Source organism: Desulfurococcus mucosus DSM 2162, assembly GCF_000186365.1.
GTDB classification, from domain to species: Archaea; Thermoproteota; Thermoprotei_A; order Sulfolobales; family Desulfurococcaceae; genus Desulfurococcus; species Desulfurococcus mucosus.
The window spans coordinates 679,517-696,572 of record NC_014961.1 but is presented as its reverse complement, the minus strand read 5'-3'; the positions used below and the strand labels follow the sequence as shown (position 1 = coordinate 696,572).

The window sequence follows — 17,056 nt, the reverse complement described above, 5'->3', positions numbered from 1 at the left end:
ATTTAAGGGCTTGCAGAAGCGCCCCCTGGTGATAGCCGTCTACGAGCCGAGATGGTTCCTCAAAGTGCTCGCTGTCCTCAGGGAGAGGAATGTATCGTTCAGCCACTATTACTCTAGGGATGAGGTGCCTTATGGAAGCGTGTTCTACACAGACTACACCGTGTTCTTGGAAGAGGTCTCAGATAGGAGGGATGTGGTTGTCTTCTACGATCCATCCCGTGACTGCAGAGTCCTCGAGAAAGCCATCCTGGCCACCCGCCTTAAAACAGGTTACAGGGAGCTGGTGCTCGGCGTCGACCCAGGGAGGCGCTTAGGCTACATTGTGATAGGTGACGGTGAATACGTGGAGCACGGCACGGGGGACTATATAGATGTAGTCAACATGGCTAACTATCTTAGGGAGTGTATGCCGGCAGACAGGGTAATTGTGAGAGTTGGATCCAGGCACAGGGGGGTGGAGCTGGCCTCGATGCTTAGAAGAGACACAGGGTTAAGGGTTGAGATCGTGGATGAGGATGCAACTACTCCTGGTTCAGTGAGCATTGATGAAGCAAGGGTCCTGGGGGAAAGGCTCAGAAGGGTGAAGCCGTTCAGGGAGAAGGATGTGTATGCAGCCTTCAAGATCGCCATGATGAAGGGAGTTGAGGTGGAGTAGCTTGCCTCGTTTAAGCCTTGTAAGAGGCGAGGCCGTCAGGGTTTTCGGGCCGATGTCTATTACAATCGTGAAGGGTTCCATCGCGATCCTAGGGAAGACTGTTAGGGGTGGTGAGAATATTATTGTGCACAGGTTCAGGAACTATGTTATCGAGGCCCTCGAGGACACGGAGCTCGACGTTACCATGACGAGTGATTCCACTATACAGCCCGTTGATGAACATGATCCATACAGGAAGAGAGCGAGCACGGCACTTGAAATAGTTTCAAAAGGCCACAGGAGAGTAGTGGTCATAGGGGGCGTGGACTCCGGTAAAACCTCGTTTACAACACTGCTCTCAAACACAGCCATCTCGGCAGGCTTAAAGCCCTGCGTGATAGACGGAGACGTGGGGCAAGCCGACATAGGCCCACCGGGCTTCATATCACTGGGGATCCCGGATAGGCAGGTTCTATGGAACACCGAGATACCCGTTTACATGATGAGATTCATAGGCGACATCCGTCCCCAGGGCTACACGCATGTGATCCCTAGGGAGCTCCGCTGGTTGGCCGAGAAGTCTGAGTCCCTTGGATGCAGTATCATAGTGATCGATACAGATGGATGGATCAGGGATCCTGGCGCAGTATACTATAAGCAACGCTTGATCGAGATCGTTGAGCCGGATGCAGTGGTAATACTCGGAGACGATTTAAGCCGGTACTTCAAGAGGTTTGAGAAGATAGGCGTGAAAGTATACGAACTACCCGAGCCAACTGTTAGGAGAACACGTAGCAGGGAGGAGAGGAGATTACTCCGTAGCATGAGGTACAGGGATTTCCTCGTAGATGCCCCACTGCGGAGGGTGAACATGGATACAGTGCTCGTGGATGGTCATCCCCTGTTCCACGGCGTGCAAGTAGAGTCCTCAATGCTGGATGGGCTGGTAGAGGGCAGGGTGATATATGCCTCCCAGCTCGTGAACGAGCTACACGTCTACGGCACTGTTAAAGCCTTCAACAGTGAGGAGATCAATAGGAGACTCGGCGTCGTCAAGGTGAAGACGTATCCGCCCGGCTTCGAGAAAGGTGTTTACTGCGGGGTCGGCTCACATAGAGGAGGCGACTACCCTTGCATAGTGGAAAAATTCGACTTCGAAGGAAGGGAGATCCTTGTGAGAACAAGGTTCCAGGACAGGATAGACGTATTAAAGCTCTCTCAGATCAGGATAGGAGAGGACTACACTGAGGAGTTCATCGAGGTGTGACGGCATGGATTTAGAGCTCCTGGAGAAGCTGGCGAAGACCATGGGTAAGGAGATACTTGACGCCGGCGTCATCGACTCAAGCTATGAGATCACGAGGATTGCGTGGAGCAACAGGGATAGGGTAGTAGTATTCAAGGTCAGGGGGAGAGAGTGGATTACCGGGTACACTAACCTAGTCACCAGGAGGAGGGATGTTTACAGGCTTTTCAATGCTGGAAGCGATGAGGAGCTCTACAAGTTGATGGAGAACGCTTTAAACAATCCTGCGGGCCTCGTGAGGGATGAATTCCACAAGTATTTTAGAAGGATTGAGGGACTCCTCGACGTACTTCCATTCATCAAGTACTACAGGGAGGATGGGGGATACTACTTAACGAGCTCGGTTATCATAGCGTGTACAGAGGAGTACTGTAACAGCAGTTTCCATAGAGTAATGTATCACGCCAACGACAAGGCCACTCTTAGAATAGTGCCGAGACACCTACACTACATAGTCAGCAGGAACCGTGAGAGAGGCCGTGACACCCCTGTCGCACTTGTACTGGGGCTCAACCCCTTCCAGGAATTAGCGGCCGCAATGAATCCTCCCCTAGGGGTCTTTGAAGTAGGCGTGGGAGCGGCTCTCGGCGGCGGGAACATGGTTGCGGAGACACCGTTGTACAGGATACCGGTTCCCGTAGACTCCAGCGTGGTCGTAGAAGGCGTGATAACTGGTGAAAGAGATAGGGAGGGGCCGTTCACCGATATACTGATGCTGGTGGACCCTGAGAGAAAAGAACCTGTTTTCAAACCCCTCGCAGTCTATGTGGCAAGGAATGGAAACCCGGTTTTCCACGCCATAGTCCCTGGTTCCTGGGAGCATCAATTCCTAATGGGGTTCCCCAGGGAGCCCGTGATATATAGTCATGTCAAGAGGATTGCACCGGGCCTGAAAGCCGTGAGGCTGACGGAGGGTGGCTCAGGCTGGCTTCACGTTGTCGTATCGCTTAAACAGATGTCGCCCGGTGACGCGAGGCTGGCGGGGTTAGCAGTGATCTCGGCGCATCCAAGCGTGAAGCACGTTATAGTTGTCGATGACGACATAGACGTGGATGATCCATTAATGGTTGAATGGGCTATTGCAACCCGTATGAGGGGCTCCGAGGATCTGATAGTGCTCAGGGACGTTAAGGGCAGCACGCTGGATCCGAGGAGTATGGAGGGGCTCGGCGACAAGGTTGTCTTTATAGCTGTTAAGCCGTTTGACGGGGCTTGGGATAAGTATAGGAGGGTTGAGATACCCTAATGTACCTTACGAAGGAACAGGAGGCAATGCTGAGGGGGGAATACGGTTGGAGCACTGCTAAAGCAATGGAGATAATAGTGAGAGTCGGGGAATCAATGGGAGCTGACAGGCTTGTAGAGATAGTTCACGCACATGTCTCAGGGGTTTCATTCTCCAATATTGGTGTTTATGGTTCAAGGTTCATAAGGGACTTCTACGAGAAGGGTGGGAGGGCCAGGGTGTATACCACGGTGAACCCGGGATGCGTTGACTACGGTGGGCTTCAATCCATCATAGATAACAGTCTCTTAGAGCAGCAGAGCATAATAGATGACGCACTCGTGAGGATGGGTTTCAAACCGGTCTTCACATGCATACCATACTGGTATAGGCCTCCTGCGCCCGGGGAGCATCTTGCATGGGGTGAGAGCAGTGCGGTAATATTCGCCAACACTTTCTACGGCGGCTTCACTAACAGGGAGGGAGGTCCCATAGCCCTGGCAGCCGCTATAACAGGCTACACGTATCATGCCGGGCTTCATGTTCTCGGTAACCGTCGCGCCAGGGTTGCGGTGACGCTTGCACCAGACGCCTACGCATATCCGGCTGGAACCCTGGGATTATGGATAGGTGAAAACCTGAGGGAGACACCGTTCATCCCTTCAGCAGCCCGCCTGGGCATGGGCGAGCTCAAGGTACTGTTAGCATCAATGGCTGCATCCGGCTCTCATGCAATGGCAGTTATACCCGGGTTGACTCCTAGGGGCACATATATCGAGGAATTAGAGGAGAGGGTTACTGTTGAAGGCAGGGATCTCGAGAGGTATGTTGGCGAAGAACCACCCCCCGGTGGCAGGGTGCTCGGCTACATGGGTTGCCCTCATCTAAGCCTTGGTGAACTCGTCGAAACAGCTAGACTCTTAAAGAGACACCGGTATCCACGGAGGGGCAGGCTCCTCCTAACAATCCCAGCAGAGTACGTGTCCAGGTACAGCTGGCTCATAAACGAGTTGAAGGCCAGGGGTGTCGACATCGCAGCAGGCACGTGCCCGGTGGTGTCTAGGCTGCGTGAGAGATATGATGTGGTTATCACCAATAGTGGGAAGGCAGCATTCTACCTCAGGAAAATCCACGGGCTCAGGGTCAGGGTGGCAGGGGTAAGGGAGGTGGTGGAGTCTGTCTACGGGTAGCTGGCGGGTCAGAGCTGTTGTTGACGGTGAATGCGAGGGCGAGGTAGTCGTCGTGGATCAATACCTGAGCTTCCTAGGCGAGGTGGACCCAGTCCGTGGTGTCGTGAAGACGGAGAGTGGCGAGGTAAGTATCCGGGGCCGGGTGCTTGTATTCAAGGGGGGAAGGGGGAGCACTGTGGGATCCTACGTGATCTACGCTATGAGGCAGCAGGGTAGTTCTCCCTTATGCATGGTGGTTAAGGAGGCTGAGCCAATACTGATCGCTGGATGCGTGATAGCCGAGATACCTCTGCTAGTAGTAGAAGACTACGAGGGCTTCAGGGACGCTTTAAAAACCAAGAGGCGTGTTAGATACATGCGCGGCTCCGGTGTGATCTATGCATGGTAAAGGTTACTTCATAGTGCTCGAAGGACTTGACGGTGCTGGGAAGACAACGGTGGCGCATAGGCTGGTCGAGGAGCTGGAGTCAAGGGGTTTTCCAGCCATCTACACATATGAGCCAACGGACTCGGAGATCGTTAAAGCCGTTAAATCCATCTACAGTGACTTACGGGATGCATACATCGATGCCTTAGCGTTCGCCCTTGACAGACTCATACATGTGAAGAGCTTGGTGAAGCCCTTCATAGAGAAAGGCGTAACAGTAGTCTCGGACAGATACTTCTACAGTAGCGTGGCCTACCAGTCGGCTAGTGGTGCACCATTCGACTGGATCCTCGAGGTAAACAAGTATGCGTTAAAGCCTGATGTAGCCATATACCTTGACGTAGACCCTGAGGAAGGCTTATCCAGGAAGACGACGAGTACATCAAGGTTCCCTGAGTACGAGAAAAAAGAGTTCCTCCACAGGGTAAGGGAAGCCTACGTGAGGATGGTGGAGATAGGGCTCCTCACACGTGTTGATGCGTCGAGGCCACTGGGGGAGGTGTACGCCGAGGTATGGAGCATAGTGCAGGGAGTCATAGGTAGGGGGCATGCCCCCCGGGGCTAGCCCTGAGGCCTCCCCTTCGTCATGGATTTCAACCTTTCAACTCTTTCAAGTACCTCGAGCCACCTTATGATCTCTGATGCATCAGCATCAGGCTCGCCTACGAGTGAATCTATGACCCTGATGGCTGTTGACTCAACCTTGTCCAGCAAGAGGGCTAGCGTCGTCTTGGAGTAAACTTCCCTAACCTCCTCCTCAGTCCTGACGACATGAACCTTTCCATGCACTGGGCAAACTATCTCTCCGCTTCTAAGCTTGAAGAGGGGGAGGTTGCATCCCTCCACAGGGCATGTCTCAGGCAGCATTGTTGCACCTGACTTCAGTAGTTCAGCCATGACCTTTATTGGATCTCGCTCCGACATACATCCCACCTACTCGTAAACTAGTTTAATGGTTTTTAACTAGTGGTAGTGTATTGTTATAGAGAGTATTAATACTGCTCCGGGGTGACCGGCTTGAGCAAGGTGCCAGATAACGAGGTCAAGATGAGGAACGCCATATACTTGTTGATGAGCATAGTTAACGACACAGCTGTCCCCAGGAACATCAGGAGGGCTGCAACCGAGGCCTTAAACCATCTCCGTGATGAAAGATACACGCCCGGTGTCAGGGCCGCTAACGCCGTAGGGGTTCTAGACCAGGTGAGCCAGGACCCCAATATGCCTTTAAGTGCTAGAACGAAGATATGGCAGGTAATAGCCATACTGGAAACGATCCACGATTAGCCCGTGGATAGGGATCTAGGCTTGGTCAATGTAAGGGTTAGAGGCATATATGCCACAGCTCTGACAAGGCTACTCGTAGAGAAGGGTTACGCAATAGTGCAACCCAGCGAGAAGATAGCTGTAAGGTTCGGTTTAACAGTCAACAACTCACCGAGCGATGTAACCATTAAGGACAGTGATGACGGAGATGGAGTCATATTGATTGGTTCACCAGCGGAAACCAGGGAGGTGTTCGAGCAGCTGACCTCGACGATACCGTTCACATTTAAAACTCTCTCCAAGGTGGAGCTTTACTCAGTATACCTGGTTAGGATTGAGAAGGCGGAGAACGGAGTGTGCACGGCTGATGCAGGGGAGTTCAAGGTAGAAGTGTCCCCCTGCAAGGAGACACCTGGGGATAAAGCGGTAGTAGGCGTGAGGAAGGCGCCCTTGTACCCCGGGGAGCGCGTTATTGCATCGAAAGGCTTCAGGCTCCTCGGGAAACTAGTAGCATTACTCCACGGGGAGCCAAGGGTCACGTTCTCAGAGCATATCAGGGATCCAGAGTTGAAAGCCAGGCTCACCACGCTAGCAGCCTCGAGGCTCATGGGGACAGGCCTAGGAATACACTTCAGGAGTAGTGCCAGGTTCGCTGGGTCAGGTGAATTGCTGAATGAGATAGACACGTTGCTCGGGGAATACCGTAGGCTGATGGCCAGGGTCAAGGAGGCGGAGCCACCGGTTAAACTTTACAGCGGAGAGCTATTGGGCTTAATAAGGTTCACAAGTCTCTCAAAGGCATTCCTGGATGATGTAAGGGATGCTGTAACACCCACTATAAGTGGGCATCATTCTCTTCGCTCAATGGGGCTAGGGGATCTCGTCGAGGCATTGGAGTTCAGCGTCATGCATGGATGTGGCAGGGATGCAGCGTCAAAGGGTGTCCACGAGTTTCTGCTTGCAAAGATCTCAGAGGAGAGGTCTATCAGGATAAAACATGTAAAGCCAACCGGCGAAGTATTGGAGCTCGTGCCTGGAAGAGTGGAGAAGGTTCTAAGGGGCCCGGATTCCACGCGCATCATCATCAAGCGCCTGATAACGGGGAGCGGCATCTACGATGGCTTAAACGTGGAGAGGAAGCCGGGCGACGTGGACTACATGGTTATCATGCTTGGAAGACCCTACATAGTGCACAACTACTACAGGGGGAACACGTGGCTAGGCTCATACATCAATGTAAACACACCCCCCGAGGTCTCAGCGGACACGGTGAAGTATCACGATCTCCTAGTAGACGTATCAGTAACACCTGATGGAAGGATCAACGTGCTCGACAGGGAGGAGTTGGATAAGGCTTTCCAGCAGGGATTAATAGATAGCAGGCTCTACCAATATGCTTTAAAAGCGGTTGAGGAGGCTGTAGGCAACCCTGCACCCTACCTTTATAACCCGTCGCATGTAATCCAGTAATCTATAGGTGCGGGGGTGCCCGAGCTTGGTCAAAGGGGTCGGGCTCAGGACCCGATGGCGTAGGCCTGCGTGGGTTCAAATCCCACCCCCCGCACCTGTAACTTGAAGCATGATCATCCACGAGGAGATACCAGCCTGATCCAACCTCCTCCCCGCCTTAAAAGGCGAGGCTTTCAGCTGTAAAGCGATGAAATCACTATGGACAATGCAACCAGTAGTGCTCCAGCGAGTTCACTCCTCCGGATTCTGCTGCCGGTGGTAGTCGAGGAGATCAGTTGGCTCAACACTGGGACTGCTGCTGTGGCTATTGTCGCCTGTGAGACATCAATGTATTTAAGGGATTCAAGGTAAGCTGTCCCCCCTACGAGGTAGCCTGTTAAACCGCTTAGCATGGTGTACCTGAGCTTTCTGGGTGCATGTGTGAAGAGCTCTCTTGCCCCGTGCCTTCTAGTGGAATACACTGTAAGAATGAGGCCGGGTATAATGAACCTGGCAGAGGTTAAAGCCAGCACATTGAGGCCTCGCCCCTTCACATATATCCATGAGATCAGGCTCCAGGCAGCCCACGATATATTGGTCAGGGCTGCCGCGAGCAACCCAGTGGTGTTAAACACTATGAACGTCAACTGTTCGCGCACCGCTATATACATGCCGACAATAGCTATCAGGGATGCAGCAACAGCGACATACACGCTACCGCCTGGTGCTACGAGTTGTTTAAGTAGCTGTGTTGTCGCAACGTACGAGTAGCATAGTACAACGGCGAGGCCGGGCCCCAACCTCCTTATCGTGAGAATATACAGGGAGTCCCCTACAAGTATGCCGATCAAGCCAAGGAGGGCCCCGGCTGTGAGGTAGTCAACGGGATTCTCAAGTATGATTTCAGCCGTGAACGGGAGCATCACGACACCCGCGAGAAGAGCTCTTAAACCATTGGCTGTGAAGCTATTGTAGCGGGCTTTGTCCATTGAGATAAGGCTCGGCGTCAGAGACCACATCAATACGCTTAAGCCCAGGTAAAGCAACCCTGTAGCCATGTCTCCAAGAGGCATGCCTTGCCACCGCTCGCCTCTGAGCCGGGTTTAATGCTGTTCACCGGGGGTCTAGTGATGCTGGCTCGGGCTTAAAGCCCGTGGCCTGGGCAGGTTTATTAGGTAGCAGTGTTTAATCGTTAATCAGTGGTGGGATAATGGATCCCTTTGGGCTCCTAATACTCCTGATAATAATACTCTTCATAGGTGTACCCCTACTCTCAGCATCAGTTAAAATCGTTAGGGAATACGAGAGGGTGGTTGTCTTCAGGCTCGGCCGGCTGGTGGGCGCCAAGGGTCCCGGCCTAATACTCGTGATACCGTTCTTCGACCAGGTTGCGAAGGTTGACTTAAGGGTGATAACCGTTGACGTCCCGAAGCAGGAGATCATTACGAAAGACAACGTTAGCGTGAAGGTTGACGCGGTAGTATACTACAGGGTGGTGGATCCAGTCCTAGCTATAACCAGGGTTGCAAACTACCATTACTCCGTGAGTCTTCTCGGGCAGACTGTTCTAAGAGATGTACTAGGGCAGTCAGAGCTGGATGAGCTGCTTCAAAAGAGGGATGAGTTAAACAAGAGGATAACAGGCATACTCGATGAGTTAACCATGCCGTGGGGGATAAAAATATCCTCTGTAACCATAAAGTCCGTTGAGCTCCCCGAGGAACTGATGAGGGCCATGGCGAAGCAGGCTGAAGCAGAGAGATGGAGGAGGGCTAGAGTCATAGAAGCTGAGGGTGAGAGACAGGCATCCCAGATACTTGCTGAGGCAGCCAGAATGTATGAGGAGCACCCGGTAGCATTGAGGTTGAGGGAGCTGCAGACCCTGATAGAGATAGCGAGGGAGAAAGCCCTCGTAGTCGTCACAGAGTCTTCCGCATCGTCAACCGGCTCGATGATCGGCGTCTACAAGGCTCTTAAAGAGAGGGAGAAAGGCGAGTAGAAGGGGGCCTGGGGCGGTGGACTTAGCGAGAAGCATTGTTTTTCTCGTCGCCGTGGTGTTGCTTTTCACATCCCTGGCTGTGAATCATGCGGAGAGCCAGGGGCAGGTTAGGGTGGTAGATAGAGTACTAGTAGTCGACATAGCACCCCCCTTCGACACTATAGATAACGGTGTTGCAGAGTGCTTTACAGATGCATTGAGAGAGGCTGAGTCAACTGGCTCCCTACTCATATACCGGGTTAACTCCTACGGAGGCCTCCTGGACGCGGGCTTCACAATAGGGGACGCCGTGCTATACTCGAAGACGCCTACCGTGGCTTACGTTGAAACCAAGGCTCTTAGTGCTGCCACGCTGATAATACTTCCAGCTAACATTGTGGCGTTGCAAAGGTACTCGACAATAGGGGATATGCAGCCAGTCGTGGTTGATCCATTAACCGGTCGAATACAATTCGTCAACGAGTCAAAGGTACTCAACCCTATAATAGAGAAGGCGAGAACCTATGCGGGGAGAGCCGGCAGGAATCAGACATTGATAGAGGAATTCGTAAGGTATGCCCTAACCATAAACTCCACTGTAGCAGTCTCACTCGGCGTAGCCGACTTAGAGGTCGAAGACTTCAACACTCTTCTCTCAGCAATAAATGGAACCCATGTGAGGGTTAACGGCGTAGAGTATGTTTTAAACATAGATAGGGCATCCGTGAGAACCTTCTCCTGTAGCATCAGGTCACGGTTTATATCCGTGCTCTCCAATAGCTATGTTGCAAACATACTTGCAACCATAGGGATGCTTGCAACAATATTTGCCCTCGTTGCAGGAAAGCTATCGGTGCTTCCATTGACCATAGGGCTACTACTACTGGGCCTAGTTGGCACGGGGTTCAGTGCTAACATGATCTCGGCATTCCTAATACTGCTAGGTGCACTACTGCTCTCACTAGAGCTCTTCGTTATACCGGGATTCGGGGTAGTCGGTATAAGCGGGATAGTGTTGCTCGCACTTGGCTTCGCACTACTGCCAGTCTATGTCCCCACAGGTGTCTCGCCCAGCGGTGAATATATTACCGTGTTGAGACTATATGTATTAGCAGTATCAATAGTTCTGGGCGGAGTCTTCGGCGTCGTGATCTACAAGGTGATTAATGTGAAGCGCAGGAAGCCCGTGGAGTTCCTTCCAGTGGGTAAGACGGGCAGGGTGATCGAGGAGGTGAAGCCGGGTCAAATGGGTTTCGTGATTATTGAAGGAGAGTATTGGAGAGCGGTCTCAAGCGAACACTTGCTGCCAGGCGAGGAAGTGGTTGTCGAGGAGATACTGGAAGGCGGTGTCTTAAAGGTCAGGCGGAAAACTAGTTGAGGATGATATATATCTTAGCACTTGGATCAGCTTCTTCAAGTCTGAATGAGACTATGCCCCAGTAGCCCTTCAAGTCAACAGTGCTCCGGCCCTCCCCTAGACTGAGCGATGACTCCTCTATAATGTCTGGAGGGAGACCTGCATCATAATGGTATATTGTAAGCCTGTTCCCCCTCTTGGAGTCTATCACTAAACGCGGCTCCCTGTACCCGGATAGCGGTATTCCACCAAAGTAGTTGCCTTCAACCATCCAGCCATAGACCCTGAAAACCACTGGGGGCGGGGAGGCGCTTAGCAGTGATTCCTCGCTGACGATAGTGATTCCTTTGACCCCGGCGTCGAGTGGTGATGCATCCCTGCCCCCCAGGTTGGGTGTGGTTGAATAACCAACTAGGATTTCGCCTCCTCTCTTAGCCATGCTTGTTACTCTGGCGCCAAGGGCCATTACTATCCTGGCCTGGGGTGGAGTAATGTACACGAGCACTGAAGGACCCACCACGGTGTTGAGATGCTTCGCAAGTACGTTGTCACCCTCCTTATAGCCGTGTAGAAAGCCATGGGTGTACGCGTTGAAGGGTGCCAGGATACCTCCGCCAAGTACCAGTGCATTACTTCTCTGCGGCGCATAGGGGTTCCGGCCGAAGTCGAAGAGCCTCATGAACCTTGGCTCATCGATCCATGGCTCAACAGGGTTTCCCACTAGTACTCCTCCACGGAAGAAGTGCAGGTACCTTGTATACGCGCTGATCCCGTAGCCGCTTCCACGCATCTCAACGCCTCCGCCATCCACGGATATCCTGCTCCATGATTCAACACTGTACTTGACTAGTTGCCCGCTAACCAGGTCAACACATTGGATTCCATCGACTCCTCTAAGCCAGTTTGGCTGCATATCGAAGCACGCGTAGTCCAGGAACAAGGCTCCCTTAAGCCCAGGTGTCTCGCTTACTTTTTCAACCCTGCCTCCCCTGCGTGGCAGTGAATAGATGCCTAGGTTGACGTGGCCGTCAGCCCTACCTATGAGTAGTCTATCATTCACAGGATCGTATGTTATCTGGGAGACTTCGCCAGCCCACTTGTATTCGTCATGTATGCTTTCACTCCACAGGAGCTTCACGGAGTGCTCGGCCACACTGTATACATGTATATGGCTATACTTGTTTCTGAAATCGATCTCCCCTGAACCCCCTGTTTTACCCTTGTATAGGGCTGGGTTATGAACCCATCCCCCGAAGAATATTTCATCGTCAACGACATCTACAGCGTTATAGGTGTCGCCGCCCGAGGCGGGTCCGGGACCCAGGCCCTGGAATCTATATGTTTCAGTGAAGCCGTCGTCATGTATGAAGTGGGCTTCAGCCTCCATTGCAACAGTGTAGTATAAGACGCCTCTATGGTAGGTTAAGCCGAAGATCCCGCCACTACCCCACTCGGGGCCGTATCTAGGAGGGTAAAGGTGCATCAAGGCATCCACCACCAGCTGAACCCTATGTGGAGGGCACTCGTGGATCTCAGTGTAGAGGTCTCAGTGCACCGATTGCTAGTAGACCCCTGTAGCGTTCGCCATTAATGAACCTTGTCTTCACACCCCTCGTTGCAAGCCTCTCATCGAAGTCTCTTGCAGTAAGGGAGTAGGGGTCATAGGTGTCTGAGGCCACGATGAAGTTCACGTTGAGTCCAAAGCTCGGTATCCATATATTGTACTCGGCCGTATACCTGTAAACCCTCCCTATGTTCCCGAGCACATAGTCGTATTCGCTTGTGTAGAAGTAACTGCTCCCAGCCTGGGTGACCATGACCCCGTCCCTCTTTAGAACCCTCTTCACATCCCTGTAGAATTCCTCACTGTACAAGGGCTTGGCGACATCGCCGGCATAAGGGTCTGTGAGATCCATTATTGCGACATCGAAGTAGTCGCTGGGGGCTTCCTTCACATATCTCAACCCATCCATGATGAGGACCCGGGATCTAGGGTCATTGAAGCTTCCTTGGTGCATGTACTCCAAGTATTTCTTCGAGAATTCAACCACGACTGGGTCTATGTCGACCATTACAGCCTCCCGCACGGTTCCATGCTTCAAGACTTCTCTAAGGGTTGCTCCCTCGCCTCCGCCAATGATGAGTACTCTTACGGGGTCGGGGTGCAGTGCCATTGCTGGGTGAACGAGTGATTCATGGTAGAATGCTTCATCAGCCTCCGTGCTTTGTATAAAGTTATCTATCACCAATGCCTTCCCAAACCCCTCGAGCTCCACTAGCATCATCTCCTGGTGGGGAGTTTTCTCAACCGCGTAGACTTTGAGAACCTTGAACTGCAGCTTGAAGGTTTTGCCGGCTGGCTCCAGAAGGTAGAGTCCTTCCCCGTTCATCTACATCTCCTCCTTGAGTGATATGAAGTCCTCGATCACCCTGTCACCTGAACTAGTACCTATCCTTGAGGCGCCGGCAGCTATCATGGCTAATGCGTCAAGGCCTCGCCTTATCCCGCCTGAGGCCTTGACGCTTATCCTGCCTGAGGACGCCTTGTACAGGAGGCTGACATCATGTACTGTGGCAACTGAGCCAAGGAACCCGGTGCATGTCTTAACGTAGTCTGCACCCGACTCTGCAACTAGTTGGGTAGCTGTCTTCTTCTCTTCGTCGCTTAGTAAGCCTGTTTCAATGATGACCTTAACCGCCTTCACGCCTTTGGGCTTAACTGCCTCCACAACGCTCCTTATATCTCTCTTCACGTACTCGTAGTTCCTAGACTTAAACATGTTGATATTCATTACCATGTCGATCTCGCTGACACCGTGCTCGGCTGCATCAATGGCCTCGGCTACCTTGGTTCTCGTTGACGTGTTGCCTAGGGGGAACCCTACTACGACGCCGATTTCCATTGTTCGCCCCGCTAACTCCAGTACTCTGTCGACAAGTGAGAGGGGGATCATCAAGAGTTTAAACCCGTATCTCCTTGTATCCTCTATATACTTATCCAGTAGCTTTACATCTGCATCCGGCTTCAAAAGAGTGTGGTCTATCATAGCGGCTAAGTCTTTCACACTTAGTTTTTCAACTAGCTCACTCATCAATTCCATCACCCGTGCTTTAAGCATGGATGTTAACTGGAGGAGGCGGGGAAAAACGCTTAGTGTTTTTCACTCTTTATTTTCTCAGAGTACTTGCCGGCGTCGAGGAGGCCTTCATACTCCCCTGGGTTCGAGGGCTCTATTACGGCGATCCACCCGGCTCCATAGGGGTCCTTGTTCACGAGCTCAGGGGTAGACAGTAATTCCTCGTTGACTTCAACCACTCTACCGCTCACGGGAGCATAGTAAGCTGATGACGCCTTTATCGAGTCTATTACACCCAGTTCCTCACCCTTCTTCACTTGTCTCCCGACTTCAGGTAGCTCGACTGATACTATGTCCTTGAGCTCCTTCTGCGCGTAGTCCGTGATGCCTATCCTGACCTTGCCTCCTTCGAGGAGAGCCCATTCATCTGTTTCAGTGTACCTCCTATCGGTTTTAACTACGTATTTTTTCCCCTTTACGTCTATCACGATATCGCTCATGAAGTATCCACCTGACATAACCTATGATGTTGAAGCAAGTAAAAATAGCTTAGCTCTCGGCGTGAAGCATTATCTTCAATAGTTTTACCTCGTCCTCCCTTGTCAACTTGAAGCCGTAGTGTATCTCCAGGAACTCCCTCCTGAACTCCATTACTTTCTGACGCACCTCGCTTGGATCTCGTTTGTCTATTACAACCATCTTCATCAGCCTAGCTATTTCCTTCATTTCTCCTTCCTTCATACCCCACCTGGTTAACTCCTGTGTTCCAAGCCTTAGCCCGCTTGGATCCTTCACGTCCTCCGGCCTATCCCATGGCAGCATGTTCTTGTTTACAATGATGTATGCGTCTTCCAGCAGCTTGGCTATCCTTGTCCCCCTACCTAGATTAGCTACGTCGACCACAACCTGGTGGCTCGTCGTATACCCTTTTCTCTCCATGACAACGTTAAAGCCTTCTGCAGCCAGTGCTTCTGCAAGGGCTTTGGCGTTCCTCACGACTTGCCGAGCGTACTCGCTGCCCCATAGCTTCATCTCTATGGCTGTCACAGCCATGGCAGCTAACCTGTGGAGATGGTGGTTGGAGACGAACATTGGGAACACTACTTTACCCATCTCCTTATAGTCCTCCTCGTTTGATGAAGCTATTATCCCGCCCTGTGGGCCCGGGAAGGTTTTATGCGTGGATGAGGTAATCACGTCTGCCCCCAGCTTCAACGGGTTTTCCCATGCTCCCCCGACAACGAGCCCGAGCACGTGGGCGACGTCATGTATCACCTTGGCTCCCACGGCGTGTGCGACATCAGCGATCTCCTTGGTGGGGTGTGGGAACAGGTATAGGGAGCCTCCAAGCGTCACTATCTTCGGCTTAACCTCCTCAATGAGCTTCCTGGCCTTGTCGACATCTATGTTCCATTCTTCTATATCGAAGGGCATCTCAATCTGCTCTATGCCCAGTGCGCCGAGCGTGCCGAACTTCGTGTGGCTTACGTGTGCTCCAGCCTGCACAGGGGCTACAACAGCTTTATCCCCGGGTTTCGTGAAAGTCCTGAAGGCGGTTGCATTAGCTATTGTGCCGCTTATCGGCCTTAGATCCACGTGCTTGGTGCCTAGGAGCTCTCCCATGAGCTCTTGGGTTTTGACCTCTAGTTCGTCTACATATATTAGTCCCTGGTAGAACCTCTTATATGGTTTTCCCTCAGCGTATCTATGCATCATGTCGTTCAAGTACACGAGCATGGCTAGAGGAGACATCACGTTCTCGCTTGCAATCATGTTTATGGTTTGACGCTTACGCCACATGGTGTGGGTTATAGTGAGGTTTAACACCGCGTCTAGGTCTGGATACATCTGTCTAAGGGTCTCTATACCTAGGAACTCGCCGGACTCGTATGCCAATAGACTCACCCAGGCGTTATAAGTGGGTACACGTTATTATAGAATGCTCGATTTAGACTTATAAGTCTTCCCGCCTCCACGCGGCGACCGGATTATTGTAATGTGTATGCCCGGAAAAACTATTTCTTGATAAATGGGAAGTCAACTATTTTAGCTGGATACCTCTTACCCCTTATATCCACCGTCAGCTCCTCACCGAATAAAGCATACCTTGAGTCAACGTAGGCCATTGCGATCCCCCTGTTCAGAACCGGCGAGTATGTTCCACTTGTAACCCATCCAACCCACACGTCCTCACTATACACCCCGGCATCTTGACGGGGGAAGTGTCTCCCGGCCTCCTTGCCGAGCTTCAATCCGACTCTGATCCATCTCACTCCTTCACGTCTACATGCTTTCAACGCTTCCTCCCCTACGAATCCTTTCTTCTCCCATGTGATTGCTCCTAGACCATACCGTAGGCTTAGTGCACATGGGAATCTCGTCGGGTCCTCACCATACTCATGGCCGCCTAGTACGAAGCCCATTTCTATACGAAGAGTATCCCTCGCGATCAACCCAGCCAGCTTGACGCCCTTGGACAGGAATAAATCCACCAGCCGTTTCAGCTCCCCGCTCTCCCCCCAGATCTCGAAGCCGTCCTCCCCGGTCCATCCACTCCTGCTGACGAGGAAGGTTCTAACCCCCTGTATCTCCTCATTCATGCGGAACTCCAGGGTCTTTAAGTCTCCAGCCCACTTGGCGCCAAGGGACTCCATTACTTCCACAGCCCTAGGACCCTGTAGTGCCAGCATGGAGTAGTTGAATGTTAAATCCACTATTTCAACCCTGAACCCCTTCTCGCTCCTCACTTTTTCAAGGTAGCTCAGCATGTGTTCCCTTGTCAACGCGTTTGTGACCAGTAGCCACTCCTCGTCACTGATCTTGTACAGCATTTCGTCATCCTTTACCCTGGCCCACTGGTTCAAGGCAAGTGTGGGGCCGCTCATGGAGTACTCCTTTGTCCTGCTGATATCCTTGGTATACACGTACTGTGCCAGGGGTAGAACGTCAGGCCCCTTTAAGAGAACCCTCCCCATATGGGATACATCGAACAGCCCGACGCTCGTTCTCACGCTAATGTGTTCCTCGATCGCGTTAGTGTAACGATAGGGTACCTCCCATTCTCCGAAGAGGCCAGTTTCAGCACCCTTCTCCACATAGTATTCGAGCAAGGGTATCCTAGGCATATCCCACACCACTACATAGGTC

At 52.1% G+C, this 17,056-nt stretch carries 18 protein-coding genes and 1 tRNA gene; 11 read left to right on the top strand and 8 right to left on the bottom strand.

Going from position 1 to position 17,056, the window contains the following annotated elements:
• Nucleotides 1–10: 10 nt before the first annotated feature.
• The 6 genes from DESMU_RS03545 to tmk are packed head-to-tail and all read left to right on the top strand — an operon-like array spanning nucleotide 11 to nucleotide 5,347.
• Nucleotides 11–655, top strand: coding sequence for a hypothetical protein (locus tag DESMU_RS03545; protein ID WP_013562226.1), 645 nt, complete (start codon nucleotides 11–13; stop codon nucleotides 653–655).
• Between the two features lies 1 nt (nucleotide 656).
• Complete coding sequence (locus DESMU_RS03540; protein ID WP_013562225.1) at nucleotides 657–1,901, top strand: Clp1/GlmU family protein; 1,245 nt, start codon at nucleotides 657–659, stop codon at nucleotides 1,899–1,901.
• A 4-nt stretch (nucleotides 1,902–1,905) separates the two neighbouring features.
• Nucleotides 1,906–3,186, top strand: coding sequence for a UbiD family decarboxylase domain-containing protein (locus DESMU_RS03535; protein WP_013562224.1), 1,281 nt, complete (start codon nucleotides 1,906–1,908; stop codon nucleotides 3,184–3,186).
• Complete coding sequence (locus tag DESMU_RS03530) at nucleotides 3,186–4,355, top strand: aconitase X catalytic domain-containing protein (protein ID WP_013562223.1); 1,170 nt, start codon at nucleotides 3,186–3,188, stop codon at nucleotides 4,353–4,355. Before DESMU_RS03535 ends, DESMU_RS03530 begins: the two co-directional genes overlap by 1 nt.
• A gap of 52 nt (nucleotides 4,356–4,407) precedes the next feature.
• On the top strand, nucleotides 4,408–4,743 hold the full coding sequence (locus DESMU_RS03525; RefSeq protein WP_013562222.1) for an aconitase X swivel domain-containing protein: 336 nt from the start codon (nucleotides 4,408–4,410) through the stop codon (nucleotides 4,741–4,743).
• Nucleotides 4,733–5,347 (top strand): dTMP kinase, encoded by a 615-nt coding sequence (tmk, locus tag DESMU_RS03520; protein ID WP_013562221.1) that lies wholly within the window; start codon nucleotides 4,733–4,735, stop codon nucleotides 5,345–5,347. The genes DESMU_RS03525 and tmk overlap by 11 nt, the downstream gene beginning before the upstream one ends.
• Here tmk and DESMU_RS03515 read toward each other — a convergent pair.
• Nucleotides 5,344–5,706 (bottom strand): Sjogren's syndrome/scleroderma autoantigen 1 family protein, encoded by a 363-nt coding sequence (locus DESMU_RS03515; RefSeq protein ID WP_013562220.1) that lies wholly within the window; start codon nucleotides 5,704–5,706, stop codon nucleotides 5,344–5,346. The two genes, tmk and DESMU_RS03515, sit on opposite strands and share 4 nt — an antisense overlap.
• A 93-nt stretch (nucleotides 5,707–5,799) precedes the next feature.
• On the opposite strand from DESMU_RS03515, the gene DESMU_RS03510 reads away from it, so the two are divergent.
• From DESMU_RS03510 to DESMU_RS03500, 3 genes are all read left to right on the top strand, one after another.
• Nucleotides 5,800–6,069 (top strand): stationary phase-response protein, encoded by a 270-nt coding sequence (locus DESMU_RS03510; protein WP_013562219.1) that lies wholly within the window; start codon nucleotides 5,800–5,802, stop codon nucleotides 6,067–6,069.
• Between the two features lie 3 nt (nucleotides 6,070–6,072).
• Nucleotides 6,073–7,518 (top strand): DUF402 domain-containing protein, encoded by a 1,446-nt coding sequence (locus DESMU_RS03505; RefSeq protein ID WP_245526383.1) that lies wholly within the window; start codon nucleotides 6,073–6,075, stop codon nucleotides 7,516–7,518.
• Between the two features lie 9 nt (nucleotides 7,519–7,527).
• A tRNA-Leu gene (locus tag DESMU_RS03500) sits at nucleotides 7,528–7,612 on the top strand.
• Between the two features lie 79 nt (nucleotides 7,613–7,691).
• Here the strand turns inward: DESMU_RS03500 and DESMU_RS03495 are convergent.
• On the bottom strand, nucleotides 7,692–8,570 hold the full coding sequence (locus tag DESMU_RS03495) for a DMT family transporter (protein ID WP_013562217.1): 879 nt from the start codon (nucleotides 8,568–8,570) through the stop codon (nucleotides 7,692–7,694).
• 137 nt (nucleotides 8,571–8,707) lie between these two features.
• Here DESMU_RS03495 and DESMU_RS03490 point away from each other — a divergent pair, with 137 nt between their 5' ends.
• Complete coding sequence (locus DESMU_RS03490) at nucleotides 8,708–9,496, top strand: slipin family protein (RefSeq protein WP_013562216.1); 789 nt, start codon at nucleotides 8,708–8,710, stop codon at nucleotides 9,494–9,496.
• A gap of 16 nt (nucleotides 9,497–9,512) precedes the next feature.
• On the top strand, nucleotides 9,513–10,853 hold the full coding sequence (locus DESMU_RS03485) for an NfeD family protein (protein ID WP_013562215.1): 1,341 nt from the start codon (nucleotides 9,513–9,515) through the stop codon (nucleotides 10,851–10,853).
• Here DESMU_RS03485 and DESMU_RS03480 read toward each other — a convergent pair.
• The 6 genes from DESMU_RS03480 to gcvT all read right to left on the bottom strand — a co-directional run bounded on the left by DESMU_RS03480 (nucleotide 10,846) and on the right by gcvT (nucleotide 17,034).
• Nucleotides 10,846–12,315 (bottom strand): DUF2139 domain-containing protein, encoded by a 1,470-nt coding sequence (locus DESMU_RS03480; RefSeq protein ID WP_013562214.1) that lies wholly within the window; start codon nucleotides 12,313–12,315, stop codon nucleotides 10,846–10,848. The genes DESMU_RS03485 and DESMU_RS03480 overlap by 8 nt on opposite strands.
• Nucleotides 12,316–12,364: 49 nt before the next feature.
• Nucleotides 12,365–13,222 (bottom strand): spermine/spermidine synthase domain-containing protein, encoded by an 858-nt coding sequence (locus DESMU_RS03475; protein ID WP_013562213.1) that lies wholly within the window; start codon nucleotides 13,220–13,222, stop codon nucleotides 12,365–12,367.
• A complete protein-coding gene (gene deoC, locus DESMU_RS03470) occupies nucleotides 13,223–13,924 on the bottom strand; it encodes a deoxyribose-phosphate aldolase (protein ID WP_013562212.1) in 702 nt (233 codons plus the stop codon).
• Nucleotides 13,925–13,983: 59 nt separating this feature from the next.
• Nucleotides 13,984–14,409 carry a glycine cleavage system protein GcvH gene (gene gcvH / locus DESMU_RS03465; protein WP_013562211.1) on the bottom strand — a complete coding sequence of 142 codons (426 nt, stop codon included), beginning with the start codon at nucleotides 14,407–14,409 and terminating at the stop codon, nucleotides 13,984–13,986.
• Nucleotides 14,410–14,458: 49 nt separating this feature from the next.
• Nucleotides 14,459–15,805 carry a serine hydroxymethyltransferase gene (glyA, locus tag DESMU_RS03460; protein WP_013562210.1) on the bottom strand — a complete coding sequence of 449 codons (1,347 nt, stop codon included), beginning with the start codon at nucleotides 15,803–15,805 and terminating at the stop codon, nucleotides 14,459–14,461.
• Nucleotides 15,806–15,924: 119 nt separating this feature from the next.
• Nucleotides 15,925–17,034 carry a glycine cleavage system aminomethyltransferase GcvT gene (gene gcvT, locus DESMU_RS03455; RefSeq protein WP_013562209.1) on the bottom strand — a complete coding sequence of 370 codons (1,110 nt, stop codon included), beginning with the start codon at nucleotides 17,032–17,034 and terminating at the stop codon, nucleotides 15,925–15,927.
• Nucleotides 17,035–17,056 lie beyond the last annotated feature (22 nt).